Origin of the sequence: Rhodococcus sp. IEGM 1241 (assembly GCF_033142365.1) — a bacterium.
Taxonomy (GTDB): domain Bacteria; phylum Actinomycetota; class Actinomycetes; order Mycobacteriales; family Mycobacteriaceae; genus Rhodococcus_F; species Rhodococcus_F erythropolis.
The window spans coordinates 1,429,511-1,453,486 of record NZ_JAWLSE010000001.1; the positions used below are offsets into that span (position 1 = coordinate 1,429,511).

Below are 23,976 nucleotides of genomic sequence, written 5' to 3' on the forward strand. Positions count from 1 at the left end.
TGTGAAGTGGTGAAACGAAGCAGCCCCGATGAGCGACGGGAAGAGATCGCCGAGGCTGTCTGGCGTGTGATCCGTCGCGATGGTGTGGCGAGCGCGAGCGTCCGGGCCGTCGCAGACGAGGCGAAGATGTCGACGGGGTCGCTAAGGCACTTCTTCGCGACGCAGTCCGAACTCTTGCTGTTCGCGATGACGCTCGTGACCGTCCGAGTGGAGAAGAGAATCGCCGGCATCGACTTCGATCCCGACATCCGCCGCGCGATCCGCCAGTTCACCGATCAGTTCGTTCCCCTCGACGAAGATCGGCGTGAAGAAATGCAGGTCTGGGAGGCGTTTGCTGCTGCCGCCCAGACCGATTCGACGTTGACCGCAGTGCGTGACGAGACGGACCGGACGCTGTTCGAGCACTATCGAACATTTGTCGAGGCCGTACATGATGCAGGATTCCTGCAGCCGGACGCTTCGGTCGACATCGAGGCGATGAGGTTGCATGCGCTCGCCGACGGGCTCGCGTCGCACGGCGTCGACAATCCCGAGCGAACCAATCCGCAGGTGATCGGCCGGGTGCTCGACGCGCATTTCGCTACGCTGCTGCGCTAGGTCGGGAGTAGTGGTGGGGGGCTCGCGGTGCGTACGGCACGATAGACCCGTGGTTCACGTCATCGACATCTCAGATCCCGCCGACCCCCGGTTGGATGACTTTCGCGATCTCAACTCCTCGGATCGGCGCCCCGACCTGCCGGAGGGCAAGGGGCTGGTCATCGCCGAAGGAGTATTCGTCACTCAGCGGCTGCTGACGTCGCGGTTCGAGCCGATCAGTCTTCTCGGCGTTGAACGACGGCTCCTGGAGCTCGCTGACGATCTCGACGGTGTGGACGTGCCGTTCTACCGTACGAGCGCCGAAGTGATGGCCGAGGTCGTCGGATTCCACCTGAACCGTGGCGTCCTCGCTGCAGCAGCGCGCCCGGCACCACTCGCGGTCTCGGACGTGCTGAAGGACGCAAAGACCGTCGTGGTCCTCGAAGGCGTCAACGATCACGAGAACCTCGGCTCGATGTTCCGCAACGCTGCAGGGCTCGGCGTGGACGCCGTTCTGTTCGGGAAGGGTTGTGCTGACCCGCTCTACCGGCGGTCGGTCCGTGTGTCGATGGGGCACGTGCTGCGAGTGCCCTTCGCGCATGTGGCAAAGTGGCCACACGACTTGGATGAGCTGCGTGGCAACGGTTTTCAGCTCATATCCTTGACTCCGAATCCGGAAGCGGTCACTTTGGCCGAAGCGATGACCGGGGAGAAGGTGGCGCTACTGCTGGGCGCCGAGGGGCCAGGTCTGACCGAACATGCGATGCGGGCCACCGACATTCGTGCCAAGATACCGATGGCACCTGGTACCGATTCGCTCAACGTCGCAACCGCAGCGGCTATGGCCTTCTACGAACGTGTCAGGACCGGCCGGTGACTCTGGACCGCACGCCCTGGTTCACCGGAATCGCGGTGTCGGTATTCGCCGCGATGCTCTCGACCAGCGCTGTCGCGGCGTTCTGCGTCGCGCTGGGCAACGTGAACGTGCTCCTGGCAGTTGTCGTCAATATCATTGCGGTAGGCGGACTTGCGCCGACCGTCTGGCGCTGGCGAGCCGTCCCCGTGTGGCGATGGGTGGTCTACGGCGCGGTAGTCGGCGTTCCGCTCGGGTGGATCGCAGCGATAGCCGCGTGACCGTGTGAGGCTGCTCGGCGCTACTTGAACCCGAAGTACCGGGCGAGGCGGCCACGCGGCTTGGTCGCGGGTGCGTCGTGGATCGGCGGCATGTTTTCGGGCATGGGTATCTCTGTCGGCGCCTGCTCGGGTACCGGTACGGGAGCTGGGGGCGCAGGTTTGGGTGCCTCGCCGGGGCGGTGAATCTTGAAGCCCCACAGGAGAATCTGCGTTGTGTCGAGTTCGTGTTCTCGCGGCGCGCCGGTGTATCGGAATCCCAGCCACTCGAGGTTGGCAGACTCCGCGAACTGTTGCGGGTGGAACGGAAGTGACTGCGGATCGGGCAGGATCCCGGGCGGGTAACGCAGGGGATGGTTGCCGGCCCAGAATTCCAGTTCCCACGTCTGCGGGATCCCCAGATTTTCGACGATGTCGATCGGGATGGCACTGAACGAGCGTCGTAGCTCGCCGTCCTCCCACAGCGCAAACGAACCCTGCGCGGTTTCGGGGACGGAGCTGATCAACAGCGTCGAGCCACCCTCGGCCGAAAGGTGCCAGGACTCAGGCAGTTTCGAGGGGACAAATGTGCTGAGTTCGGAACTGCAGACGACGCTCACTCGGCCGTACGCGCCGACGAAGACGTAGCCGGGGCTCACCGTCGCGGCCATCGACAGCGGCTGAGGACCGAGAGACTCGAACTCCTTGTCCGGGTACAGCGACATGGCGATTTTCAGCGCCTCGGTCTGATCCGGCTGTGGGTACTTGCTCAATTCGGTGCGAGCGTCTGCGCCGCCCAGAAACCAGATCGTCGATACCCGTGCAGCCACCGGCAGCCCTCTCTCCTCAGCCTCGCTCGAAAGAAGAATACTTTCCTTCGGGTCAGCGACCGCTGCTGCGGACTCCGAGGAGTACGTCGTCCCACGAGGGAAGAGCAGGCCGTCCGCGCTTGTCCTTGGTCTGCGTCTGCTGCGGAGCGGTTTTCGGGGTCACGTCCGGTGCAGGCTCGGGAACCTCTTCGTCGACGACTGTTTCCGGCTCGACAGCAATCGGCTCGGGCGCCACGATTCGTTCCGCCACCACCGTTCGCTCGGAAGCTGCTGTCCGCTCGGAAACTGCTGTCCGCTCGGAAACTGCTGCGGGCTCCGGCTCGATCTCCGCCACCGGTTCGACGTCGAATCGGGACAGTTCAAGCTGCTGCGGCTCGTTCGAAACCACCGGTACCAGGCCGCGGAGCGGGCGACCGAAGTCGGGATCGATCAAGTCGAATGCCGCGTCGTCGAGTGCGACGATCGTTCCGCCGTGCGCGTCGGGCTGGTAGCGCCAGTGTGCGGCGTTGGTGGTGCGGCCGGCCTGCCACTGCAACTGCGCGACCCACTGATTGTCCTCGTCGCGCCAGGCATCCCAGGTGGCCTCGTCGATGCTGTGGCCGCGGGCGCGGAATGCGTGGGTCACGATTTCGGAGAGGGTGGGAACTGTCGGACCGTTGTCGCGCACCGGGTGTCCGCCCTGCGCCATTTCCGCGGCTCGGGAACGCTCGAGCAGAACGGGGTACGCAAAGCGCTCGACCTTGCTGATGGGGATCTTCGCTTCTTCGGCGACCTGCTCTACGGAAGCACCGGAACGAATGCGCGCCTGAATTTCGCGGGGACGGAGTTGGCTTTCCATTTCGATCTCAATCTGGCCGAGTCGAGCCACGTCTCCGCGGGAAGCTGCACGAAGTTTGTCATCGGCGGGAAGCCGGAATTTCTGGCCGGTTTCAGCATCTGCGCACACCACATGCGATCCATCGGGTTCAAGTCCGATCACTCGAAGCTCTCGCACATTGACCTCCTTATCGCGCCGGCTCGCGACTTTGCGCCGCGCTCAACTGTAATTCATTCGTGACCATGGACTCGGCAGGACACGCAGGGCGAGATGACCTCGGATCCGACCACCGGTGTGGTAGCTCACAAGGCCTGGCGCAAACGACGCTCGGCCCCCGACATCATGTCGGGGGCCGAGCGGTGAAGCAGTATGAAAATCAGCCGAGCTGAGAAACGACCCAGTCGATGCTCTTGGTGAGAGCGGTGACGTCATCGGGGTCGATGGCCGGGAACATGCCGACGCGCAGCTGGTTGCGGCCGAGCTTGCGGTACGGCTCGGTATCGACGATTCCGTTGGCGCGCAGGATCTTTGCCACCTCGGCAGCGTCGACGTCGTCGTTGAAGTCGATGGTGCCGACAACCTGCGAGCGGTGTGCCGGATCAGCGACGAACGGCGTTGCGAACTCGCTGGCCTCGGCCCAGTTGTACAGGCGCGAGGACGAATCCGCGGTGCGAGCGGTGGTCCAGTCGAGGCCGCCGTTGCTGTTCATCCACTCGATCTGGTTGGCGAAGAGCAGGAGGGTGGCCAGGGCCGGGGTGTTGTACGTCTGATCCTTGGAGCTGTTGTCCACGGCGATGGGCAGTGAGAGGAAGTCAGGAGTCCAGCGGCCCGAATCCTTGATCTCCGCGACGCGCTCGAGGGCGGCCGGGCTCATCAGCGCGATCCACAGTCCGCCATCTGCGGCGAAGCACTTCTGCGGAGCGAAGTAGTAGACGTCGGAATCGGCGACGTTGACCGGAAGTCCACCGGCGCCCGAGGTGGCGTCGATGGCGATCAGTGCGTTCTCCGAACCCGCGGGGCGCGAGACGGGGATCGACACACCGGTGGAGGTCTCGTTGTGCGCCCAGCCGATGAGATCGACGGACGGGTCGGAGACCGGCACCGGTGCGCTGCCCGGATCGGCGGAAACGACGATCGGGTCACCGATGAACGGGTTGGCCTTGGCGACCGAAGCGAACTTGGAGCTGAATTCGCCGTTGGTCAGGTGCAGCGACTTCTCGCGGATGAGGCCGAATGCGGCCGCATCCCAGAACGCAGTGGTTCCGCCGTTGCCGAGGACGACCTCGTAGCCCTCGGGCAGTGAGAACAGATCGGCGAGGCCGGAACGAATGCTGGCCACAACGTTCTTGACCGGCTTCTGGCGATGGCTGGTGCCGAACACCGAAGCGCCCACCTCGACCAGGGACTGCAGCTGCTCGGGGCGAACCTTGGAAGGACCGCAGCCGAAGCGTCCGTCGGCGGGCTTGAGGTCGGCGGGGATGATCGGTGTGGAGGTCATCGCTTCTTTCTGTTCCTTCACTTGTGTTCTGTACTACCGTGATTGGCGAATTCGAGCGGGGTACTACGCGTGGCTGATCTGGTCCCAGCCCTCGACCGACTCCGGAGTACGGGGCGCCGGGCCGGTGTAGATGGCGGCCGGGCGTACCAGTTTACCGAGACGCTTCTGCTCGAGGATGTGTGCACACCAGCCGGCGGTGCGGCCACAGGTGAACATGGCAGGCATCATGTGCGCGGGAACCTCGGCGAAGTCGAGGATGACGGCGGCCCAGAACTCGACGTTGGTCTCGATCGCGCGATCGGGACGACGCTCACGCAGTTCTGCCAGTGCAGCCTGCTCGAGAGCTGCAGCAGCTTCGTAGCGGGGAGCGTTGAGGCGCTTCGCGGTAGCGCGGAGCACGCGAGCACGGGGATCTTCGGCGCGGTAGACGCGGTGTCCGAAGCCCATGAGCTTTTCCTTGCGGTCGAGGATTCCCTTGACCAGTGCGCGGGCGTCGCCGGTCTTCTCGGTCTCTTCGATCATCGGAAGAACGCGGGCCGGTGCGCCGCCGTGCAGCGGGCCGGACATCGCGCCGATGGCGCCGGAAAGCGAGGCAGCGACGTCGGCGCCGGTGGAGGCGATGACGCGGGCCGTGAAGGTGGAGGCGTTCATGCCGTGCTCGGCTGCCGAGACCCAGTACGCGTCGATTGCCTCGACGTGTGCCGGATCGGGCTCACCCTTCCAGCGAACCATGAAGCGCTCGGTGACCGTCTTGGCCTCGTCGATGCGGCTCTGGGGGACTGCAGGCTGGTAGATGCCGCGAGCGGACTGCGCGACGTACGACAGTGCCATGACGGATGCGCGGGCGAGCTGGTCGCGGGCGGTCTCGTCATCGATGTCGAGGAGCGGCTGGTATCCCCAGATGGGAGCCAGCATCGCCAGTCCGGCCTGGACGTCGACACGGACGTCGCCGGTGTGAATGGGGAGGGGGAAGGGCTCGGCCGGCGGGAGGCCGGGGCCGAAGCGGCCGTCGACGAGAAGGGCCCATACGTTGCCGAAGGTGACCCTCTGGCCGACCAGGTCTTCGATGTCGACTCCGCGGTAGCGCAGTGCGCCGCCGTCCTTGTCGGGTTCTGCGATATCGCTGGTGAAGGCGACGACGCCTTCGAGTCCGCTCACAAAATCGTCCGGTATTGCTGCGCTCGCTGCCATTCTCGTGGACTCTCCTCGTTCGAGTGCGCCAGGTCTACAGTCGCACTGCCTCAGCTTCAGTGACTGCGCCTCGGTGCTCGCAGGGATGAGCACGCACCGTGTTTTGTACTGCGCAATCGTCTCGTCCCGATTCGGTTGCTGTCGCTGGTGCGGCTCGCGGTCCGGGTCGGGTCTAGCCACGGCAAACTTTAGCGCGTGCCGCGTAGCCGTTGGCCAGTGAGTACCCGGGAGTAGCGTTCTCGGCTGTGTCGAATGAACGTCAGGACCCGCAGGCGGTGGACAACGAACTCGCGGCCATGCGTGTGGGCTATCCGCAAGCAGGCAGCGAATCGGAGTCCGTCGAGGACCGCATGAGTGCGGAATTGGATACCTCGGTCGTCGAGACCGGTTGGCTGCCCCTCATGCGTCAATGGCTCGTGGACGCCGTCGAAGCTGACGCGCCGGAGCCCAACGCCATGACTCTGTCGACGGTGGACGACGGTGGGCATCCGGCGTCGCGCACCGTGCTCTGCAAAGGGCTCAGCGAAGACGGTGTCCTCTTCTTCACCAACTACGGATCCGACAAGGCTCGTCACCTCGCCGCCCACCCGTACGCGTCGGCCAACTTCACGTGGCTGACCCTTGCCAGGCAGGTGATCGTCCGCGGCACCACCGAGCGCGTGAGTGCTCAACTGACGCAGGAGTATTGGCGAACCAGGCCTCGTGGATCGCAGCTCGGCGCGTGGGCGTCGTCGCAGTCTCGTCCGATCGACTCGCGTGCCGATCTCGACGAGCAACTGCGTGAGGTCGCCGCCCGATTCGGCGTGGACGGTGAGATTCCGGTGCCACCGAACTGGGGCGGGATTCTGATTCGGCCCGAGTCCGTCGAGTTCTGGCAAGGACGCGCGAACCGCATGCACAATCGAGTTCGCACGAGCCTGGTCGACGGACAGTGGTCCGCCGTCCGTCTCCAGCCGTGAGCCGGTTACTCGCGGACACGACTCCGCTCGAGAATCGCGACTATCGACGGCTGTGGACGGCCGGCATCGTCACCGTCATCGGCGCTCAGCTCAGTGTGGTCGCCGTACCGCAACAGGTGTACGAGATCACCCGAAGCTCGGCCTACGTCGGTCTGACGGGAATCTTCGGTCTGGTCCCGCTGGTCGTTTTCGGTCTGTGGGGCGGCGCACTGGCCGACGTCATGGATCGACGACGGCTGTTGATGATCACCTCGATCGGACTCGGTGTCACGTCGGTGCTGTTCTGGATCCAGGCTGCTCTGAACGTGAACAACGTGTGGTTGGTGCTCGGATTGTTCTCGGTTCAACAGGCGTTCTTCGCGGTGAACCAACCGACGCGAGCGGCGATCATCCCTCGGTTGATTCCGGGCAGGCAGTTACCTGCCGCGAACTCGCTGAACATGACTGTCGTGCAGTTCGGTGCAATAGCCGGCCCGCTACTGGCGGGTGTCCTCATACCGTCGGCCGGTCTGCAACTGCTGTACCTGCTCGACTCGATCTTTCTGATCGCCACGTTGTGGGCAGTATGGAAGCTCCCGGCGATTCCGCCGACCGGCACGTCTCGACGGGCAGGATTGAGCGAAGTCCTCGGCGGTTTCACGTATCTCGCGACGCAGAAGGTTCTGCTCGCGTCGTTTGTGGTGGACATCATCGCGATGGTGTTCGGGATGTCGCGAGCACTGTTCCCGGAGATCGCACACGAATCCTTCGGTGACCCCGCCAGCGGTGGTTTTGCGCTCGGACTGCTGTTCGCGGCGATGTCGGTGGGAGCAGTTCTGGGCGGTATCTTCTCGGGTTGGTTGCCACGAGTTCAGTACCAGGGGCGGGCCGTGCTGGTCTGCATCGCGCTGTGGGGGCTGTCCATGGTCGGCTTCGGCGTAGCGGTGTACTTCGCGAGTCCCGGTTCCAGTGTGATTCTGCTCTGGGTGGCGGTCGCATTCCTGGCATTCGGCGGCGCCGTCGACATGGTCTCGGCCGCATTCCGCAGCACGATGCTTCAGCAAGTGGCAACCGACGACATGCGCGGACGACTGCAGGGCGTGTTCATCGTGGTCGTGGCTGGTGGTCCGCGTATCGGTGACGTCCTGCACGGCGGTGCGGCCTTCCTGTTCGGGACCGGTGTCGCGGCAGCGGGCGGCGGCTTCCTGGTGATTGTCGGTGTTGTCCTTTCTGCCCTCGCATTTCCGGCGTTCGTTCGCTACAAGGTGGGACGCGCCGTCTGACGTCCTGGTTAACCGGTCGCTCGTGGTGGAAACTGGTACGTATGACTGCGCCGCACAGCACGGGTAGGGGAGGGTTCGAGATCCGTGGTGGCGGCTATCGAGCCGAGATCGCCGCGGCCGGTGCCGGGTTGCGGCTTCTCGACCACGAAGGACCGAACGGTCAGCGCGCGCTGACCGAGACCTGGGCACTCGGATCGAAGCCACCGCTGTCGGCCGGATTGGTTCTCGCGCCGTGGCCCAACCGAATTCGCGACGGGCACTTCATGTTCGACGGGATCGAGCATCAACTCGAGATCACCGAACCTGCGCTGGGGAACGCGAGCCACGGGTTCGTCCGTCGTCGCAATTGGAGCCTCGTGGACCACACCTACGAGCGCGTCGAACTGTCGGTGGACGTCGGACTGCACAAGGGTTGGCCGTATCCGTTGCAGCTGACGATTGCCTATGAGGTCGGTGCCGACGGGTTGACCGTCACGCATACGGCCACGAACAAGGGTGCGACCTCGTCGCCGTTCGGGCTCGGAATGCACACCTTCATTCGCGCCGGCGACTTTCCGCTCGACGAATGTGCGCTGCATCTGGCCGCAGGCACGCGGTTGCCGATCGATCCGGCGAGGATGCTGCCGAACGCGTATTCGCAGGCAGTCGCCGGTACGGATTACGACTTCCGGACACCGAGACTGCTCGACGGGGTTCAGTTGGACACGCCGTACAGCGCATTGGACGTCGTCGACGGCAGTGGTCGGACGCAACATGAGCTGCTGGCTCCGGATGGAACGGGCACTGCCCTGTGGACCAACCGCGAGTTCCCGTGGATTCAGGCCTTCATCGCAGATCCCGCCAACGACAAGGGGTATCCCGATCGCGGCCGCGCATTGGCTTTGGAACCGATGACCTGCCCGCCTGACGCCTTCAATTCGGGCATCGACCTCCTGGTGCTGCACCCGGGTCAGACGTGGTCGGGTAGCTGGGGCATCAAGGCTCTGTGATCCGGCTCTCATACCGTGGGATCGTGTAACGCCGAGTAGGCATCGGCCGATAACAATCGGTTTTCGGTACCTCGTGTCAGTGCTCCGGACGGTCCGACATTGGTCCCATTCTCGGATTGCTGCCGAGATTTGCAGATCAGTGTGGGTAAATGCGCGATTCCGTAGACTGGAGTACCGGTCACGCGAGTGGGAAAACCCAGCCTGGAACGTGTTTCAGTTTCGGTGGGTATGTCGGGTTCGTGAGTACCCGAAAAATAGCCGTGGAGCGACCCTCCTTCGGCACGATCTCTCCCGTGCGACTAGTTTCTAGTTGATCGCATGTAGTTACTCGTTGGTTCGAGCTTGAGAGGGATCCTTCGTGCCCGCTGACAATGACACAAAGCCCACGCTTACTTACCCCGGTGGTGAGTACACGATGTCCATTGCCAGGGCAACAGAGGGCAATGACGGCATCGAGCTGGGAAAGCTGCTGGCCACAACGGGGTACACCACCCTTGACCCCGGTTTTGTGAACACTGCATCCACCAGTTCTGCAATCACCTACATCGACGGTGAGAAGGGAATCCTGCGTTACCGCGGATATCCCATCGAGCAGTTGGCAGGTAAGTCGACGTTCATCGAGGTCAGCTACCTGCTGATCTACGGCGAACTGCCGACCGACGCCCAGCTCGAGTCCTTCACGGACCGCATTCGTCGACACACCCTGCTCCACGAGGACCTCAAGCGGTTCTTCGACGGATTCCCGCGCAACGCTCACCCGATGCCGGTTCTCTCTTCCGCAGTGAACGCACTGTCGGCGTACTACCAGGATTCGCTCGATCCCGAGGATCCGGAGCAGGTGGAACTGTCCACCATCCGTCTTCTTGCGAAGCTGCCGACCATCGCTGCGTACGCGTACAAGAAGTCCGTCGGACAGCCGTTCCTGTACCCGGACAACTCGTTGAACCTGGTCGAGAACTTCATGCGTATGACGTTCGGCTTCCCGGCCGAGCCGTACCAGGGTGATCCCGAGGTCGCCAAGGCACTCGACATGCTGCTGATCCTGCACGCGGACCACGAGCAGAACTGCTCCACGTCGACCGTGCGCATGGTCGGCTCGTCGGACGCCAACCTGTTCACCTCCGTCTCTGCCGGCATCAACGCACTGTGGGGCCCGCTGCACGGCGGCGCGAACCAGGCAGTGCTCGAGATGCTCGACGAGATCAAGGCCAGCGGCAGCACCGCAGCCGAGTTCGTCCGCAAGGTCAAGAACAAGGAAGACGGCGTGAAGCTCATGGGCTTCGGGCACCGCGTCTACCGCAACTACGATCCGCGCGCTGCGCTGGTCCGCGAAACCGCGCACACCATCCTCGCCAAGCTCGGCGGCGACGACGAACTGCTCAACATCGCAATGCAACTCGAAGAGGCCGCCCTCACGGACGACTACTTCATCGAGCGCAAGCTCTACCCGAACGTCGACTTCTACACCGGCCTCATCTACCGCGCGATGGGCTTCCCGCCGCGCATGTTCACGGTGCTGTTCGCCATGGGCCGTCTGCCCGGCTGGATTGCGCACTGGCGTGAAATGCACGAGGATCCGGCTACGAAGATCGGCCGCCCGCGCCAGATCTACACCGGCTACACCGAGCGTGACTACAGAGACATCACGTCCCGCTGACGCGTGACCTAGCGACATCACGTCCCGCTGACGCGTGACCTAGCGATATCACCACCCGCTAGTCTTCTGTACCCAACATTTCGCCTCAACGAGGAGGACCCATGAGTAGCAAGCCCGTAATCGAGTTCCAGGAAGGCCCCGCGCCGACCGATCTGGTCATCAAGGATCTGGTTGTCGGAGAAGGCGCCGAAGCCGTTCCCGGTGGCACCGTCGACGTTCACTACGTCGGTGTCGAGTTCGAGTCCGGTGAAGAGTTCGACTCTTCCTGGAGCCGTGGCGAGTCCATTCAGTTCCCGCTTCGTGGCCTGATCAAGGGTTGGCAGGACGGCATCCCGGGCATGAAGGTCGGCGGACGTCGCCAGCTCACCATTCCGCCGGAGCTGGCATACGGCCCCGCCGGTGCAGGGCACCAGCTTTCCGGCAAGACCTTGGTCTTCGTGATCGACCTGCTGGAAGCCAAGTAATTCACTGTGCGCCTTTATTAACCCCCCGCGGTTAATAAAGGCGCACAGCACAAGCAGCCCCGCACCGTCAGGTGTGGGGCTTTCTTGTGTGGTCAGCTCGCGGTCTTTCGTCGGTAGAGCCAGTTCGACCACACGAATCCCGCGGCGGCGATGCCCAGACACCACGCGAGGGCGATGGCCGCGCTGTTCCCGATCGGCGTGCCCATCAGGAGTCCGCGCACCGTCTCGATGATCGGGGTTACCGGTTGGTGCCGGGCAAATCCCTGCAGCCATGACGGCATGGTCTCAGCCGGTACGAAAGCAGTGCTGACGTAGGGCAGGAACATGATGGCGAAGGTGAATCCGCTTGCAGCCTCCGGGTTCTTGGCCAAGAGCCCCAAAGCTGTCGAGAGGTACGACATGGCAAAGACGAAGGCGACGATCACAGCGGCGACGCCGAGCCAGCGCAACGGATCGCTGGTCGGGCGAAATCCCATGATCAGCGCAACGACGACCACGATCGCCGTAGTCAGGACGTTGCGGACGACGCTGGCCAGTACATGACCGGTCAGGACCGACGACGGAGAGATCGCCAAGGTCCGAAAACGGTCGATGATCCCGTCCTTCATGTCGCTCGAGACGCTGACCGCGGTGGTCGAGGCGCCGAATCCGGCGCACAGAAGGATGATTCCTGGCACGACGTAGTCGATGTACTCGCTACCGGTGTTGATGGCGCCGCCGAAGACGTAGACGAATAGCAGCATGAGCATGACCGGAAGAGCTATCGCGGTGATCATCGAATCCGGACTGCGCAGAACGTGTTTGAGATTCCGGCGGAGCATCACCGCGGAATCGATTGCAATGGTGGAGGTCATCGAACGCTCGCAATCTCGGGTTGGCCTGATCCGGTGAGCGCGAAGAACACGTCGTCCAGATCCGGAGTGTGAACGGAGAACTTCTCGACGGTGATCGACGGATCGTCGATCGAGTCGAGGATGGCTTTGATCGACGGAACCGCCCCGTCGGAAGGGATGTGCAGGGTCAAGGTCTCGGCATTCGAATGCGCCTGCGGCAGTGATGCCGCGGCGAGTTCGAGTTGAGCCAGGTTCTCGAATTGCAGAGCGACATGGCCGCCGGGAACAAGGTGTTTGAGTTCGTCCGGTGTTCCCTCGGCGACGAGGCGACCGCCGCTCAGCACGCCGACTGTATCGGCCAATTCGTCTGCCTCGTCGAGGTATTGGGTGGTGAGGAAGATGGTGACGCCTGACGCTGTGAGTCCTCGAACGATCGACCACATTTCGTGGCGGCTCCGCGGGTCCAGGCCGGTGGTGGGTTCGTCGAGAAAGACGACGTCCGGTCGGGCGACGAGGCTCATTGCGATGTCGAGTCGTCTGAGCATGCCGCCCGAGTAGTCGCCGGCGCGTTTGTCGCCGAAGTCCGTCAAATCGAACTGGTCGAGCAATTCCTCGGCACGGCGACGGGAGTTCTTCCGGCCCAGGTGATTCAGTTCGCCCAGTAGGGTCAGGTTCTCGAATCCGGTCAGCAAGGTGTCGACGGCCGCGTACTGCCCCGTCACGCTGATGCGCCGCCGAACGTTCTGTGGATCTCCGGGCAGTGAATGCCCCGCGACCGTGACCTCGCCTCCGTCGAAGGGGATGAGGGTGGTGAGAATTCTTACGGCCGTGGTCTTTCCGGCGCCGTTCGCGCCGAGGAGTGCGTACACCGATCCGGCCGGGACCGACAGGTCGAGTCCACCCAGTACTTGTTGATCGCCGTAGCGCTTACGGAGTCCGCGGACCGAGATTGCTGGGATCGTTCCTGACATCGAGACCTCCAAGTAAGAACTGTGTATGTCATAAACTCGTGTTTATAGCGTACACAGTTCTAGGATGATGGCAAGAGGGAAGAGTGGGAGCTTATGGATCGCGGAGCGCTACCGAGAGCAGTTGAACTGGCCTGGGGACTGGACCAGCCGGGAACGCGGGGTCCCAAGAAGGGGCTCAGTCTCGAGCAAATTCTCGACACCGCGATCGAGTTGGCCGACGCGGAAGGTGTCACGGCTCTGTCGATGGGCCGCGTGGCCAAAGCGCTCGGGTTCACGACCATGTCGCTCTACCGCTACGTGGCAAGCAAAGACGAACTGATCGAACTGATTTCGGATCGGGTGATCGGGCCACCGCCGGTGATTCCCGACGGCGTGACCTGGCGCGTCAAGCTCGAGGCGTGGGCGAATCAGGAGTATGCCACGATGCTGAGTCGACCGTGGTGGCTCAAGCTGCCCATCACGGCTCCACCGACCGGGCCCAACAACATGGCGTGGCTCGACGCGGGTCTGAGCGCTCTCGATGGTGTCGCTCTGAGTGCCGCGTCGAAGTTCCAGGTGGTGACCAACGTGTCGTTGTTCGTCATCGGCCGCGCCCGATTCTCGGCTGACCTTGCTACTCGTTCAGCGCAGTCGGAAGATGACGACGTCGCATACGGTGCTCTCATTGCTCGTGTCATCAATCGGGAGGAATTCCCCCACCTGAGTGCCGCAATCGAGGAGGGTGGCTTCGAGGACGGCAGCCCGGAGGGTGAGGCCGCCGGCGACGATGCCTTCGATTTCAGTTTCTCGCTTGGCTTACTGCTCGACGGAATCGAGAAGCTGGTGCAGCGGTCAGGACACCAGCGCGGTGGCACTGACGTCGTCGATGATCAGGTCGGTGATCAGCCCGCCCCGTAGTGCACCCTCCAGTGCGGGCAGTTTTGCTGTTCCGGCGACGATGCACACGCGCCTGGCGACCTTCTCGAAAAGGTCCAGTCGTGGGCCGCTCGCGCGCTCGTTGAGTTCGATTCCGCGGTAGCTCCCGTCTGAGCGGAAGAACACGGTTGCGATGTCGCCGACTACTCCGTCGCGTCGAAGTGCTTCTGCTTCATCGGGTTCGAGGTATCCGGCGGTGTAGACGTGACTCGGGACGTTGCCGCCCGGTACGCCGATGCTGAAGACTGCCAGGTCCATTCGCTTTTGCATGTCCAGTACGCGTTTGATACTTCGTTCGCGCCACAACTGCTCCCGGGTCTCCGGGTAGTCGAAGAATGCGGGGACCGGAAATCCTTGGGGGAGAGCGCCGTAGGCGTCGGCGATGGTTCTGATGATGTCACTGGCGTACGAGATTCCGGTGGTGCGAGTGTTCGCTGCGCCGTTGAGTTGCACGACGTACGAGTTGTACGTGCGTTTGGGGGCAAGGTGCTTGCTGACTTCACTGAGAGTGGTTCCCCAGGCGATCCCCATCACCATGTCGCTGTCGAAGAACGACGCGAGTAGGCGTCCGGCAAAGGTTGCGACCTTCTCGAGTCGCTCGAGATCGCCCACCAGTTCCGGCACCGTCACCACGTGGGCACGCACTCCGTACCGTTCCGAGAACTCGCGTTCGATGCGAGGAGCCTGGCCGTGCGGGGTGCTGATCTTGATCTCGACGAGGCCTGAGGTGCGCGCGTAGGTGATCAATCGGGAGACGGTGGATCGGGACACCCCCATGTCGCGGCCGATGGCAGCCATGGTCTGGTCCTGGAAGTAATAGAGGCGTGCGGCCTGAACGGCGTCGGCGATGCGAGGGTCCGCCGGATCGGAGGTAGCGGAGTCGGAAGTGGGAGTTTCCATGGGTTCGTCCTGTCTGCACGTACGTGCAAGAGCACTGAACCGAATCTTATCCGAGTCGGACCAGGTTGAGCCGCTCGATCACGCAAAGTCCCAGAAGTGTGTCTGTTACCCGCGTTACGGTGCGCAAATGACGCATTTGCACATATGTGCACGAGCTATGCGTGAATGTGCAATGGGCTTTACGCTACGGGTGCAGCAATCCAAACTATGACATGCATCACAACGAAGTGAGGGTGGGGATGGAGAAAGCCAAGCGATTGGGGCTTCCAGGCGAGTTGGCAGCCGAGTTCGCCGGAACGATGATCTTGATCTTGTTCGGCGTCGGAGTTGTGGCGCAGGTTGTGTCCGGCGGGAGCGGTGGGGGTCTCGGCGGACACGACAGTATTGCGTGGGCCTGGGGACTCGGCGTCATGTTCGGCATCTATGTCGCAGGCCGGGTGACGGGTGCTCATCTGAACCCCGCAGTGACCTTCGCCTTCGCGATCTTCCGGGGATTCTCCTGGCGCAAGGTGCTGCCGTACACCCTGGCGCAGACCGCTGGAGCCTTTGTCGCCGCGTTGATAGTCCGGTGGAATTACAACGACATGCTCAATGCGATCGATCCCGGACACACAACCGCCACCCAGACGATCTTCTCGACGATGCCCGGAAACGGAACGCTTCCGGTCAGTCTCGGCTCGGCTCTGATCGATCAGATCATCGGCACCGCCATCCTGTTGTTCCTCATCGTTGCAGTCACCGATTCTCGTGGAACTCCGCCGCTCGCGAATCTCGCGCCGTTTGTCGTCGGATTGATCGTGGTGGGAATCGGATTCGCCTGGGCGACCAACGCGGGGTACGCCATCAACCCGGCGCGCGACTTCGGGCCACGACTGGCGTCCTTCATCACCGGCTACGGCAGCGCCTGGCGAGATCAGTACGGGAGCTTGTATTTCTGGGTGCCCATCGTGGGACCCCTGATCGGCGCTCCGATCGGAGTGTTCCTCTACGACAAGCTGGTTGGAAGATTCCTGCCTGACGACGAGTCGGCGGAGGAAGCGACCGAAGAGCCGGCGTCGATACCGGCGTGACCGCGAAACATTATCTCTGACAGTCAATCTCTCGTACTTTCTTTCGATACCAAAGGGGTAGCACGATGACGCAGTTCGTAGCCGCGATAGACCAGGGAACCACCTCCACACGTTGCATGATCTTCGATCACAGTGGGCACGTAGTCGCTGTCGAACAGCACGAGCACACACAGATCTTTCCGCAGGCAGGCTGGGTCGAACACGATCCGATCGAAATTTGGGACAACGTCCGCAACGTCACCGCGGGCGCTTTGGCAAACGCAGACCTGACCGCGGCCGATATCGCGTCCGTCGGCATCACCAATCAGCGTGAGACAGCGGTGGTGTGGGAACGCGCCACCGGAAAACCCGTCTACAACGCAATTGTCTGGCAGGACACACGCACCGATCGAATCTGTACTGCACTCGCCGGCGAGGACGGGCCGAAGAAGTACACCGAAGTCACCGGATTGCCTTTGGCCACGTACTTCTCGGGTCCCAAGGTCAAGTGGATTCTCGACAACGTCGAGGGGGCGCGTGAGAAGGCCGAAGCAGGAGAGTTGTGCTTCGGCACGATGGACACCTGGGTGCTGTGGAACATGACCGGCGGCGTCGACGGCGGAGTGCACGCAACCGACCCCACCAATGCGTCGCGCACCCTGTTGATGGATCTCGACACTCTCGCTTGGGATTCGGCGATCTGCGCCGACATGGGCATCCCCGAATCGATGCTCCCCGAGATTCGCAGCTCGTCCGAAACTTTCGGATTCGTACGCGAACGCGGAACGTTGTCCGGTGTGCCGATCGCCGGAATCCTCGGCGATCAGCAAGCAGCGACTTTCGGTCAGGCCTGCCTCTCACCCGGAGAAGCGAAGAACACCTACGGAACCGGCAACTTCGTGCTCCTCAACACCGGCACCGAAAAGGTGATGAGCAAGAACGGTTTGTTGACTACGGTCTGTTACAAGATCGGTGAGCAGCCAACGGTTTACGCTCTGGAAGGATCGATCGCCGTGACCGGTTCGCTGGTCCAGTGGCTTCGGGACAACCTCGGCATGATCGACAACGCGGCCGACATCGAGGTCAATGCGCGCTCGGTGGACGACAACGGTGGCGCGTACTTCGTGCCTGCATTCTCGGGTCTGTTCGCACCGCACTGGCGCGCGGATGCCCGCGGTGCCATCGTCGGTCTGACCCGGTTCGTGAACAAGGGGCACCTTGCCCGGGCGGTACTCGAAGCGACTGCGTACCAGAGCCGTGAGGTGATCGAGGCGATGAACCTCGACTCGGGCGTCGACTTGAAGGTACTCAAGGTCGACGGCGGAATGGTCGCGAACGAACTCCTCATGCAATTCCAGGCCGATCTGCTCGACGTCGAGGTGATCCGCCCTGTCGTTGCGGAGACCACGGCATTGGGCGCTGCGTACGCCGCTGGTCTCGCGGTCGGGTACTGGGAGAGCGAGGACGACATTCGCAGCAACTGGGCGAAGGACAAGAGCTGGACGCCGTCGATGGATTCGGCCGAGCGTGAGCGGCTGTACGCAGGCTGGCAGAAAGCCGTCACTCGGACACTCGACTGGGTCGACGCAGACTGATAGCGGCGCCCGAATTTCTACCTATTTTCAAGTGAAGGAACCCTTTTCATGAGCACAGCACAAGCATTGAGTCCGTCCTCGCGGGCGGAGTCGCTGAAGAAGTTGGAAGAAACCGAACTCGACGTCCTGGTCATCGGCGGTGGCGTGGTCGGCGCGGGTAGCGCGCTCGATGCCGCAACTCGTGGTCTGAAGGTGGGCTTGGTGGAGGCTCGTGACTTCGCGTCCGGAACCTCGAGCAGGTCCAGCAAGTTGTTCCACGGCGGACTGCGTTACCTGGAGCAGTTCAATTTTGCGCTCGTGTTCGAGGCACTGCGTGAGCGTTCGCTGGTTCTGAACTCGCTGTGCCCGCATCTCGCGAAGCCGGTGCCGTTCATCTACCCGCTCGAGAAGTTGATCGACCGGCCGTACGTCGGTCTGGGCATCGGCGTCTACGACGTGATGGGCGCAGGCCGCGGGGTTCCCTCACACCACAAGCATGTGGGAAAGAAGAAGACTCTCGAGTCGTTCCCTTCCGGAAAGCGCTCTGCTATCAGGGGTTCGGTCAAGTTCTACGAGGGCCAGGTAGATGACGCCCGCCACACGATGATGCTGGCGCGCACAGCAGCCGAATACGGCGCACTGTGCGTGAACAGCACCCGCGTAATCGGTTTTCTCCGTGAGGAGGACCGCGTTGTCGGAGTGAAGGCAGTGGATCTGGAAACGGGTCGCGCGTTCGAGATCCGTGCTCGTCAGGTCATCAACGCCGCCGGGGTCTGGACCGACGAGATCCAGGAAATGGTCGGTGGGCGAGGGCAATTCCAGGTTCGCGCTTCGAAAGGTGTGCACCTGGTCGTCCCGCGAAACCGCATCAACTCCTCTACCGGAATCATCACGCGGACCGAGAAGAGTCTGCTGTTCGTGATCCCGTGGGGAAGCCACTGGATCATCGGTACGACGGACACCGACTGGAACCTCGACCTCGCGCATCCGGCAGCGAGCCGAAGCGATATCGACTACATCCTCGGACATGTCAACAAGCTGCTCCAGGACGAGTTGACGCACGAGGACGTTGTTGGTGTGTACGCGGGACTGCGTCCGTTGTTGTTCGGCGAATCGGACTCGACCAGCACTCTCTCGCGTGAGCACGCGGTGTCGAGTCCGGTTCGAGGGTTGACGGTGGTCGCCGGTGGCAAGTACACGACCTACCGCGTGATGGCCAAGGACGCAGTCGATTCCGCGGTACACGGACTCGAACAGAAGGTGCCGAAGTCCTGCACCGAGCGTATCCAGCTGGTGGGTGCCGACGGCTATTTTGCCGCACACAACAATCGGCATCTCACCGCTGAGCGCACCGGGCTCCACGTTTCGACCATCGAGCACCTACTCGGGCGGTACGGAACTTTGGCTGACGAGTTGTTCGAACTCATCGAGGCGAGGCCTGAACTGGGGCAGCCGTTGGACTCCGCCACTGAGTACCTCAAGGCGGAGATTCACTACGCCGCGAGTCACGAGGGTGCGCAGCATCTCGACGACATCCTCACCCGTCGTACCCGCATCTCCATCGAGGTGACCGACCGCGGCGACGCGGCAGCCGCGGAAGTAGCCGAACTGGTTGCGCCGGTGCTGGGTTGGACTCCCGAGCACATTGCCGAGGAGATCGAACACTACCGGTTGCGTGTTGCAGCCGAGCGGGAATCGCAGGAGCAGCCCGATGACCTGACCGCTGATGCGGCGCGCCTTGGTGCACCGGACGTTCGCACCGGAGTCACTGTCGGACAGGTTTGAACCTGAGACACCACCGATCGGCCGGGGCACTGCGTCCCGGCCGATCGGCCGAACTGGCTCGGTGTCAAGCGAACTCGTCTGGCGGGCATTCGGGGAGGTCGATCGTCACCACAGCGCCGCCGTTCGGATGGTTCGAGAAGTTGATACGAGCGCCGATGACCGCCGCTTGCCCGACTACGATCGTCAAGCCGAGGCCCAGGCCCGAGTTCGGGCCGCGTTCGACGCAATCGGTCTGAAATCTCTTCGGCCCCTGACGAAGCCACTCTTCAGTGAAGCCGCTTCCCCGATCCCGCACCGTGATGCGGGAGTGGTCGACGTCGACATTGATCGGCGGCTTTCCGTGATTTCGAGCATTCAAGATCAGGTTGGCGATGATCCGCTCGAGCCGACGTGCGTCGGTGTGCGACACAGGGGTCCCGTGAACTCTCACTTCGCACTCCACCCCGGTGGTGGAAATCGCGTGGTGAACCACCGGTGCCAGTTCCACCGATTGGATGTCAGCCTGCTCGGACGTGGTGTCGAGGCGGGCCACTTCGATGACGTCCTCGGCAAGCCTTCTGAGTTTATGGACGCCGTCGCGCACCAATTCGGTAGGCCTACCTGGCGGCAGAAGCTCTGCGGCGCCGACCAGTCCGGAGATGGGTGTTCTGAGGTCATGCGCGATGTTGGCTGTCACGCGCTTCTCGGCGTCCAATTGTCCCCGCAGCGCATCCGACATTGCGTCGACCGCATCCGCCAGCTCGGTGATCTCGTCGTCGAAAAGCGACCAGGTGACCGAGCGGACGCGGATGTTCGCTCCGGTGGACACTTTGCGAGCCGCACGGGCGGCCGAGCGCAATCGATACGACATCGCGAGTCCAAGCAGCACACCCAGGACGGCACCCGCTGCGATCACTGCGATGGTGGCATTGCGAAGTGTCCGATCGACGCTGGCGATCGATTCCCGCTGCGCGGTGTACGGGACGCGAATCGCCACCACCTGAGTGTTGACGTCGGCAGCAGCCCAGACAAATGGCTGGTCCCCGCTGTCGACAAGGTAGGTGGCACGTTTGCCGCCCGCCACGGCCTGACGCAACTCTTCCGGAACGTCGAGACCATCTGTGGTGGCGCGGAACAGCGCACGCATGCTGCCCGTTTCGTCCTGCAGCACCAGTTGGAGATTGCGATCCGCTGCCGCCCGCGCTGCATCCTCTTGGTTGTGTGAAAAGGTTTGATGCATCACGGTACTGAGCGTGATCGAGGCGACGGCAATCACGAACGTGATGGCCGCCGCGATCTTCCACTGAAACGACAACCTCCTCCCGGTGGACGGGAGCTTGGCGGCGAGATCCCGCGATCTCACCGATGGTTGTCCATCGTGTAGCCGAACCCCCGGACGGTTCGGATCTGTTCGGAGCCGATCTTCGTGCGCAAACGTTGAACGTGAACGTCGACGATGCGCGTATCGCCGCCCCAGTCGTAATCCCAGACGTCCGATAGCAGTTCGGAGCGAGACCAGACTTTGCGCGGCACACTCACCATGACCAGGAGCAGCTTCATTTCAGTGGGGGTGAGTGCCACTTCGGTGCCCGAACGCGTGACGGTCACCAACTCGCGATCGATCTCCAGATCGCCGAGAATCACGATGTCTTTCTCCGTACCGGAATGGGATTCGACCCGCCGGAGCACACTTCGGATACGGGCCACCAGGACACCGCTGTCGAAGGGCTTGGTGACGTAGTCGTCGGCACCGGCTTCCAATCCGAGAACGATGTCGACCGGGTCGTCGCGCGCGGACAGCATGATGACCGGCACCGACAGTTCCTCACGAATGCGTCGGCACAGGCTGATTCCGTTCAGGTCGGGAAGCATCACGTCGAGGACGGCGATATCCGGCTTGGCGTCGACCGCCAAATCCATTCCGGTCAACCCACCCGATGCGGTGATCACCCGAAACCCGTTGCGTTCGAGATTCAATTGCGTTGCTTCGCGGATGACAGCGTCGTCTTCGACCAGCAAAATCAACGGATCGGTCATCGGCCTTCGCTTTCATGGGAACGGAACACTCTCAAACCCTTCACCGGTCCACTTGTATGCAGTCGACGATTGACAGAACTCCGGAATGCCGGGGTCTTTGCACAGGTCGACCATGACCGACAATCCTCCGGTTGAGCCGACGACGTAGCGTCCTGGGTCTTGCACTCCGAAGACTTTGTGAGCGCCCGATTCGTCGATCTGGTAGACGAATCCGGCGACCATGAAGCTGACCGGTGGGGCCGGTCGTCCCCAGATGCCGACAGACTCGCAGGTGAAGACATTGACGACGGCATCTTGCCAAACGGCGTCCGTCACGTGGGAGTACCGGATTTCGAAGGGGAAGTTCGCATCACCGCACAGTCGGAGACTGTCCTTGACCGCATCGGACACTTCCGGGTCTGCTCTGAGGAGGGCAACAGGATCGATGCTCAAGCCCTGTGAGAGATCCGAGGGGTCGAGTGATGCTGCGATATTCGGAGTGGGTTCTGATTCAGGCTCGGTGGAACAGGAGGCGAGAGCAAACGCGACCGGCAGGCAAACACCGGCGAGCATCGCGCGGCGACGGCGATCAATCACGGATGAACTCCGTTCCATCCCAGTGGAACTCGGTCCGAAGCGGTGGACGGGGGCAACATTCGAACTCCGGTGGCCGCGGATCCGTTTCCAGGACAGACAAACTCGCGGCGCGTTGACCGCTGACGATGAACTTTCCGCGCTCTTCGACGGAGAACAGGCGCTCACCCAGTTCGGGATTGTCTTCACTCGAACCGGCCTTGCCGCTGCGGTAGACGTAGCCGGCGAGGTTGACCGAAATCGATACTCCGGTCCCGGGTTGGTGGGCCGGTTGGCACGGATACACATTCATGACGACCAGTTCGGTCTCCGGCACGATACGAGGTGCGCCTGGATCGAGAAGGATGGATCCGACAGAGATCGGATACCAGTCCGGGCACGATCGGAGTTCTGTCTTCACGCCCTCCGACACCCCTGGGTCGTCGAGAAGCGCACGGCCCAACCTCGAATTCTCGGCAACCCGTCTGGCCAGGTCGGCGGGCTGTGTGACGGACAATCCGGTGGAAGCGACATCGCCTTCGATCACAACACCCTGGGTGGACCCGCATCCGGTGATCACGGACGCTCCGACGGCCGCTGTCGCGAGTGCCGTACCGAACAGCCTGCGAGTGCGGCCTGTTCGGCCCTCGCAGATCTCATTCCGATACAACACTTTCCCCTCCCCGGCCGGTGCGAACTGTCTCATCGGCATGCGCACTTTCATACGATCACACGTGATCTCGATATCGGCGTTTCACCACTCACCGTTACGTAATCGTATGAATGTCGGGAACGTCGGGAGTTGGTACGCGACCGCCGGAATTCTGTTACGAAACCGATGGAATCAGGCTTTTAGAGTGATTCACGTCGATGTTCGCCATTTGGGGTGAACGGACCCGAATTTCTGTATCGAGGAGCGTGAGAGCACATGCCTGATGTTCTGCTGACCAACAAGTCTCGGCGCCTGCGAGTGTTGCTTGCCGTACTGACGATCGGAAGCGCGTGCGCCATGACCGCGTGTTCGAGTGAAGACACCACTGCACCTGAAAGCGGTTCGACGGCTACGTCAGTGGTCGCGGCGTCCGCGACCACACCCCCGCTGACCACGGTGGCACCTACGTCGGAGACAGTCGAAAATTCGAGTTCGGCCGGCAGTGCGGACGAATCCACCCCGGGAGTCCCGGCGGGTGGAGCAGCACCGGCCTGGACGCCGGTCTCGGCCAGCGCAGTTGCCCCTGCGGCCCCTGGTCCGGCTACCGGGTCGACCAAGTGCACCGATCAGATCAACTATGCGGGCGATCCTCGTTCGAATGCAGAGATCAACAGCATCGGAGAGCAGATGGGTTCATGCCCGGCCCCGCTCCCATCCGGTGCCGTCGAACCCCCCGAGAAGTGCACTGACCAGATCAACTACGGCGCTGACCCTCGTTCCAACGCCGAGATCAACATCATCGGGGAACAAACCGGGATCTGCCCCGAGCCGATACGCCCCTAGCGAGTTCGAAACCTGAGCAGTAGTCGGGAATTCGACCAAGGGTGGAACCAGGGGGAGATCGGAATGACAAGCAGGGCAGGTGGACGTTCGATCGACGGTGTTGCCGACGATGCGTCCCGAGGGGATCGTGACGCGATTGCGGAACTCCTTCAACGCATCGTGCCTTTGGTGACGCGGCGCTGTCGTGCCGAATTGCGACCGGTCGACGCTGACCGTATTGCCGTCGGAATCTGCCGTTCCGTCCTGGCCGATATCCAGCGACGACGACGCGCCGGAGAAGCGTTCCTTGCGCATCTGTACGACGCGATCAGTCGCGAAATCGATTCGCTACCCGCATCCAGTCGACTCACTCTGCCGTTCGTTGATCTGTCGGCCGTCGAACGCAATGTCTTGGTAGCTCGCATCGTTGTCGGTTTCGACGTGCGCGAGACGGCGCTGTCACTGAGAACAACAACGAGCGCCGTCGAACTCGTCCAACACCGCGCGCTGTCCAAGATCAGACGCGGCAGCCTCAGCGGCGCCTGAGCCAACGC

The 23,976-nt window shown here is 62.6% G+C and carries 25 protein-coding genes; 14 read left to right on the plus strand and 11 right to left on the minus strand.

The genetic code is table 11. The annotated features are described in order from the left end of the window. The first annotated feature begins 6 nt into the window (after positions 1 to 6). The 3 genes from R4P70_RS06875 to R4P70_RS06885 are packed head-to-tail and all read left to right on the plus strand — an operon-like array spanning position 7 to position 1,710. Positions 7 to 597 (plus strand): TetR/AcrR family transcriptional regulator, encoded by a 591-nt coding sequence (locus tag R4P70_RS06875; protein ID WP_020908792.1) that lies wholly within the window; start codon positions 7 to 9, stop codon positions 595 to 597. Positions 598 to 646: 49 nt separating this feature from the next. Next, the gene (locus tag R4P70_RS06880; RefSeq protein ID WP_003939731.1) at positions 647 to 1,453 is read left to right on the plus strand and encodes a TrmH family RNA methyltransferase; all 807 of its coding nucleotides are present in this window, start codon (positions 647 to 649) and stop codon (positions 1,451 to 1,453) included. Next, entirely contained in the window at positions 1,450 to 1,710 is a 261-nt protein-coding gene (locus tag R4P70_RS06885; RefSeq protein ID WP_019744921.1) for a DUF2537 domain-containing protein, read from the plus strand. Before R4P70_RS06880 ends, R4P70_RS06885 begins: the two co-directional genes overlap by 4 nt. Positions 1,711 to 1,730: 20 nt before the next feature. Here R4P70_RS06885 and R4P70_RS06890 read toward each other — a convergent pair whose 3' ends face one another. The 4 genes from R4P70_RS06890 to R4P70_RS06905 form a co-directional block, all read right to left on the minus strand. Further along, positions 1,731 to 2,516, minus strand: a complete 786-nt coding sequence (locus R4P70_RS06890; protein ID WP_195790575.1) for a DUF6928 family protein — start codon at positions 2,514 to 2,516, stop codon at positions 1,731 to 1,733. Positions 2,517 to 2,568: 52 nt separating this feature from the next. Next, complete coding sequence (gene sepH / locus R4P70_RS06895) at positions 2,569 to 3,510, minus strand: septation protein SepH (protein ID WP_019744919.1); 942 nt, start codon at positions 3,508 to 3,510, stop codon at positions 2,569 to 2,571. Between the two features lie 199 nt (positions 3,511 to 3,709). Beyond that, complete coding sequence (serC, locus tag R4P70_RS06900) at positions 3,710 to 4,831, minus strand: phosphoserine transaminase (RefSeq protein ID WP_007733484.1); 1,122 nt, start codon at positions 4,829 to 4,831, stop codon at positions 3,710 to 3,712. 63 nt (positions 4,832 to 4,894) lie between these two features. Then, entirely contained in the window at positions 4,895 to 6,022 is a 1,128-nt protein-coding gene (locus R4P70_RS06905) for a citrate synthase 2 (RefSeq protein WP_003940025.1), read from the minus strand. A 245-nt stretch (positions 6,023 to 6,267) separates the two neighbouring features. Between R4P70_RS06905 and pdxH the strand changes: the two genes are divergently transcribed. The 5 genes from pdxH (at position 6,268) to R4P70_RS06930 (ending at position 11,353) form a co-directional block, all read left to right on the plus strand. Next, positions 6,268 to 6,981 carry a pyridoxamine 5'-phosphate oxidase gene (pdxH, locus tag R4P70_RS06910; protein ID WP_021332218.1) on the plus strand — a complete coding sequence of 238 codons (714 nt, stop codon included), beginning with the start codon at positions 6,268 to 6,270 and terminating at the stop codon, positions 6,979 to 6,981. Then, positions 6,978 to 8,243, plus strand: a complete 1,266-nt coding sequence (locus tag R4P70_RS06915; protein ID WP_070385574.1) for an MFS transporter — start codon at positions 6,978 to 6,980, stop codon at positions 8,241 to 8,243. Before pdxH ends, R4P70_RS06915 begins: the two co-directional genes overlap by 4 nt. A 41-nt stretch (positions 8,244 to 8,284) precedes the next feature. Beyond that, positions 8,285 to 9,232 carry an aldose 1-epimerase family protein gene (locus R4P70_RS06920; protein ID WP_020970482.1) on the plus strand — a complete coding sequence of 316 codons (948 nt, stop codon included), beginning with the start codon at positions 8,285 to 8,287 and terminating at the stop codon, positions 9,230 to 9,232. 358 nt (positions 9,233 to 9,590) lie between these two features. Next, positions 9,591 to 10,889, plus strand: a complete 1,299-nt coding sequence (locus R4P70_RS06925; protein ID WP_003940509.1) for a citrate synthase — start codon at positions 9,591 to 9,593, stop codon at positions 10,887 to 10,889. A 101-nt stretch (positions 10,890 to 10,990) separates the two neighbouring features. After that, positions 10,991 to 11,353, plus strand: a complete 363-nt coding sequence (locus R4P70_RS06930) for an FKBP-type peptidyl-prolyl cis-trans isomerase (protein ID WP_019744913.1) — start codon at positions 10,991 to 10,993, stop codon at positions 11,351 to 11,353. A gap of 92 nt (positions 11,354 to 11,445) precedes the next feature. Here the strand turns inward: R4P70_RS06930 and R4P70_RS06935 are convergent, their stop codons facing one another. Together R4P70_RS06935 and R4P70_RS06940 are read right to left on the minus strand one after the other, a co-directional pair. After that, positions 11,446 to 12,207 carry an ABC transporter permease gene (locus R4P70_RS06935; protein ID WP_019744912.1) on the minus strand — a complete coding sequence of 254 codons (762 nt, stop codon included), beginning with the start codon at positions 12,205 to 12,207 and terminating at the stop codon, positions 11,446 to 11,448. Further along, positions 12,204 to 13,157: an ATP-binding cassette domain-containing protein gene (locus R4P70_RS06940; protein ID WP_070385573.1), complete on the minus strand. Its 954-nt coding sequence runs from the start codon at positions 13,155 to 13,157 to the stop codon at positions 12,204 to 12,206. The genes R4P70_RS06935 and R4P70_RS06940 overlap by 4 nt, the downstream gene beginning before the upstream one ends. Positions 13,158 to 13,250: 93 nt before the next feature. On the opposite strand from R4P70_RS06940, the gene R4P70_RS06945 reads away from it, so the two are divergent. Then, a complete protein-coding gene (locus R4P70_RS06945; RefSeq protein WP_019744910.1) occupies positions 13,251 to 14,054 on the plus strand; it encodes a TetR/AcrR family transcriptional regulator in 804 nt (267 codons plus the stop codon). Here the strand turns inward: R4P70_RS06945 and R4P70_RS06950 are convergent. Beyond that, positions 13,989 to 14,972 (minus strand): sugar-binding transcriptional regulator, encoded by a 984-nt coding sequence (locus tag R4P70_RS06950; RefSeq protein WP_007733475.1) that lies wholly within the window; start codon positions 14,970 to 14,972, stop codon positions 13,989 to 13,991. The two genes, R4P70_RS06945 and R4P70_RS06950, sit on opposite strands and share 66 nt — an antisense overlap. A 239-nt stretch (positions 14,973 to 15,211) precedes the next feature. Here R4P70_RS06950 and R4P70_RS06955 point away from each other — a divergent pair, with 239 nt between their 5' ends. The 3 genes from R4P70_RS06955 to R4P70_RS06965 all read left to right on the plus strand — a co-directional run bounded on the left by R4P70_RS06955 (position 15,212) and on the right by R4P70_RS06965 (position 19,380). Beyond that, positions 15,212 to 16,042, plus strand: a complete 831-nt coding sequence (locus R4P70_RS06955; protein ID WP_021345269.1) for an MIP/aquaporin family protein — start codon at positions 15,212 to 15,214, stop codon at positions 16,040 to 16,042. A gap of 65 nt (positions 16,043 to 16,107) precedes the next feature. Further along, positions 16,108 to 17,616: a glycerol kinase GlpK gene (glpK, locus tag R4P70_RS06960; protein ID WP_020908780.1), complete on the plus strand. Its 1,509-nt coding sequence runs from the start codon at positions 16,108 to 16,110 to the stop codon at positions 17,614 to 17,616. 48 nt (positions 17,617 to 17,664) lie between these two features. Beyond that, positions 17,665 to 19,380: a glycerol-3-phosphate dehydrogenase/oxidase gene (locus R4P70_RS06965; RefSeq protein WP_021332223.1), complete on the plus strand. Its 1,716-nt coding sequence runs from the start codon at positions 17,665 to 17,667 to the stop codon at positions 19,378 to 19,380. Positions 19,381 to 19,444: 64 nt separating this feature from the next. Here R4P70_RS06965 and R4P70_RS06970 read toward each other — a convergent pair whose 3' ends face one another. From R4P70_RS06970 to R4P70_RS06985, 4 genes are read right to left on the minus strand one after another with little or no spacing between them, the layout of a single operon-like run. Continuing rightward, the gene (locus tag R4P70_RS06970; RefSeq protein WP_317830579.1) at positions 19,445 to 20,722 is read right to left on the minus strand and encodes a HAMP domain-containing sensor histidine kinase; all 1,278 of its coding nucleotides are present in this window, start codon (positions 20,720 to 20,722) and stop codon (positions 19,445 to 19,447) included. Next, on the minus strand, positions 20,719 to 21,396 hold the full coding sequence (locus R4P70_RS06975) for a response regulator transcription factor (RefSeq protein WP_019744905.1): 678 nt from the start codon (positions 21,394 to 21,396) through the stop codon (positions 20,719 to 20,721). The genes R4P70_RS06970 and R4P70_RS06975 overlap by 4 nt, the downstream gene beginning before the upstream one ends. Positions 21,397 to 21,408: 12 nt before the next feature. After that, the gene (locus tag R4P70_RS06980) at positions 21,409 to 21,972 is read right to left on the minus strand and encodes a hypothetical protein (RefSeq protein WP_060938161.1); all 564 of its coding nucleotides are present in this window, start codon (positions 21,970 to 21,972) and stop codon (positions 21,409 to 21,411) included. Further along, positions 21,965 to 22,621: a hypothetical protein gene (locus R4P70_RS06985; RefSeq protein ID WP_020970476.1), complete on the minus strand. Its 657-nt coding sequence runs from the start codon at positions 22,619 to 22,621 to the stop codon at positions 21,965 to 21,967. The genes R4P70_RS06980 and R4P70_RS06985 overlap by 8 nt, the downstream gene beginning before the upstream one ends. Before the next feature lie 255 nt (positions 22,622 to 22,876). Between R4P70_RS06985 and R4P70_RS06990 the strand changes: the two genes are divergently transcribed. Then, the gene (locus R4P70_RS06990; RefSeq protein ID WP_317830580.1) at positions 22,877 to 23,443 is read left to right on the plus strand and encodes a hypothetical protein; all 567 of its coding nucleotides are present in this window, start codon (positions 22,877 to 22,879) and stop codon (positions 23,441 to 23,443) included. Between the two features lie 63 nt (positions 23,444 to 23,506). Further along, positions 23,507 to 23,968: an RNA polymerase subunit sigma gene (locus R4P70_RS06995; protein ID WP_317830581.1), complete on the plus strand. Its 462-nt coding sequence runs from the start codon at positions 23,507 to 23,509 to the stop codon at positions 23,966 to 23,968. Positions 23,969 to 23,976 lie beyond the last annotated feature (8 nt).

Coding starts and splice junctions, on each gene's coding strand:
- serC (WP_007733484.1), bottom strand. CDS start 4,831: ATGACCTCCACACCGATCATCCCCGCCGACCTCAAGCCCGCCGACGGA.
- R4P70_RS06905 (WP_003940025.1), bottom strand. CDS start 6,022: ATGGCAGCGAGCGCAGCAATACCGGACGATTTTGTGAGCGGACTCGAA.
- R4P70_RS06920 (WP_020970482.1), top strand. CDS start 8,285: ATGACTGCGCCGCACAGCACGGGTAGGGGAGGGTTCGAGATCCGTGGT.
- R4P70_RS06930 (WP_019744913.1), top strand. CDS start 10,991: ATGAGTAGCAAGCCCGTAATCGAGTTCCAGGAAGGCCCCGCGCCGACC.
- R4P70_RS06935 (WP_019744912.1), bottom strand. CDS start 12,207: ATGACCTCCACCATTGCAATCGATTCCGCGGTGATGCTCCGCCGGAAT.
- R4P70_RS06940 (WP_070385573.1), bottom strand. CDS start 13,157: ATGTCAGGAACGATCCCAGCAATCTCGGTCCGCGGACTCCGTAAGCGC.
- R4P70_RS06945 (WP_019744910.1), top strand. CDS start 13,251: ATGGATCGCGGAGCGCTACCGAGAGCAGTTGAACTGGCCTGGGGACTG.
- R4P70_RS06950 (WP_007733475.1), bottom strand. CDS start 14,972: ATGGAAACTCCCACTTCCGACTCCGCTACCTCCGATCCGGCGGACCCT.
- R4P70_RS06955 (WP_021345269.1), top strand. CDS start 15,212: ATGGAGAAAGCCAAGCGATTGGGGCTTCCAGGCGAGTTGGCAGCCGAG.
- glpK (WP_020908780.1), top strand. CDS start 16,108: ATGACGCAGTTCGTAGCCGCGATAGACCAGGGAACCACCTCCACACGT.
- R4P70_RS06965 (WP_021332223.1), top strand. CDS start 17,665: ATGAGCACAGCACAAGCATTGAGTCCGTCCTCGCGGGCGGAGTCGCTG.
- R4P70_RS06975 (WP_019744905.1), bottom strand. CDS start 21,396: ATGACCGATCCGTTGATTTTGCTGGTCGAAGACGACGCTGTCATCCGC.
- R4P70_RS06990 (WP_317830580.1), top strand. CDS start 22,877: ATGCCTGATGTTCTGCTGACCAACAAGTCTCGGCGCCTGCGAGTGTTG.
- R4P70_RS06995 (WP_317830581.1), top strand. CDS start 23,507: ATGACAAGCAGGGCAGGTGGACGTTCGATCGACGGTGTTGCCGACGAT.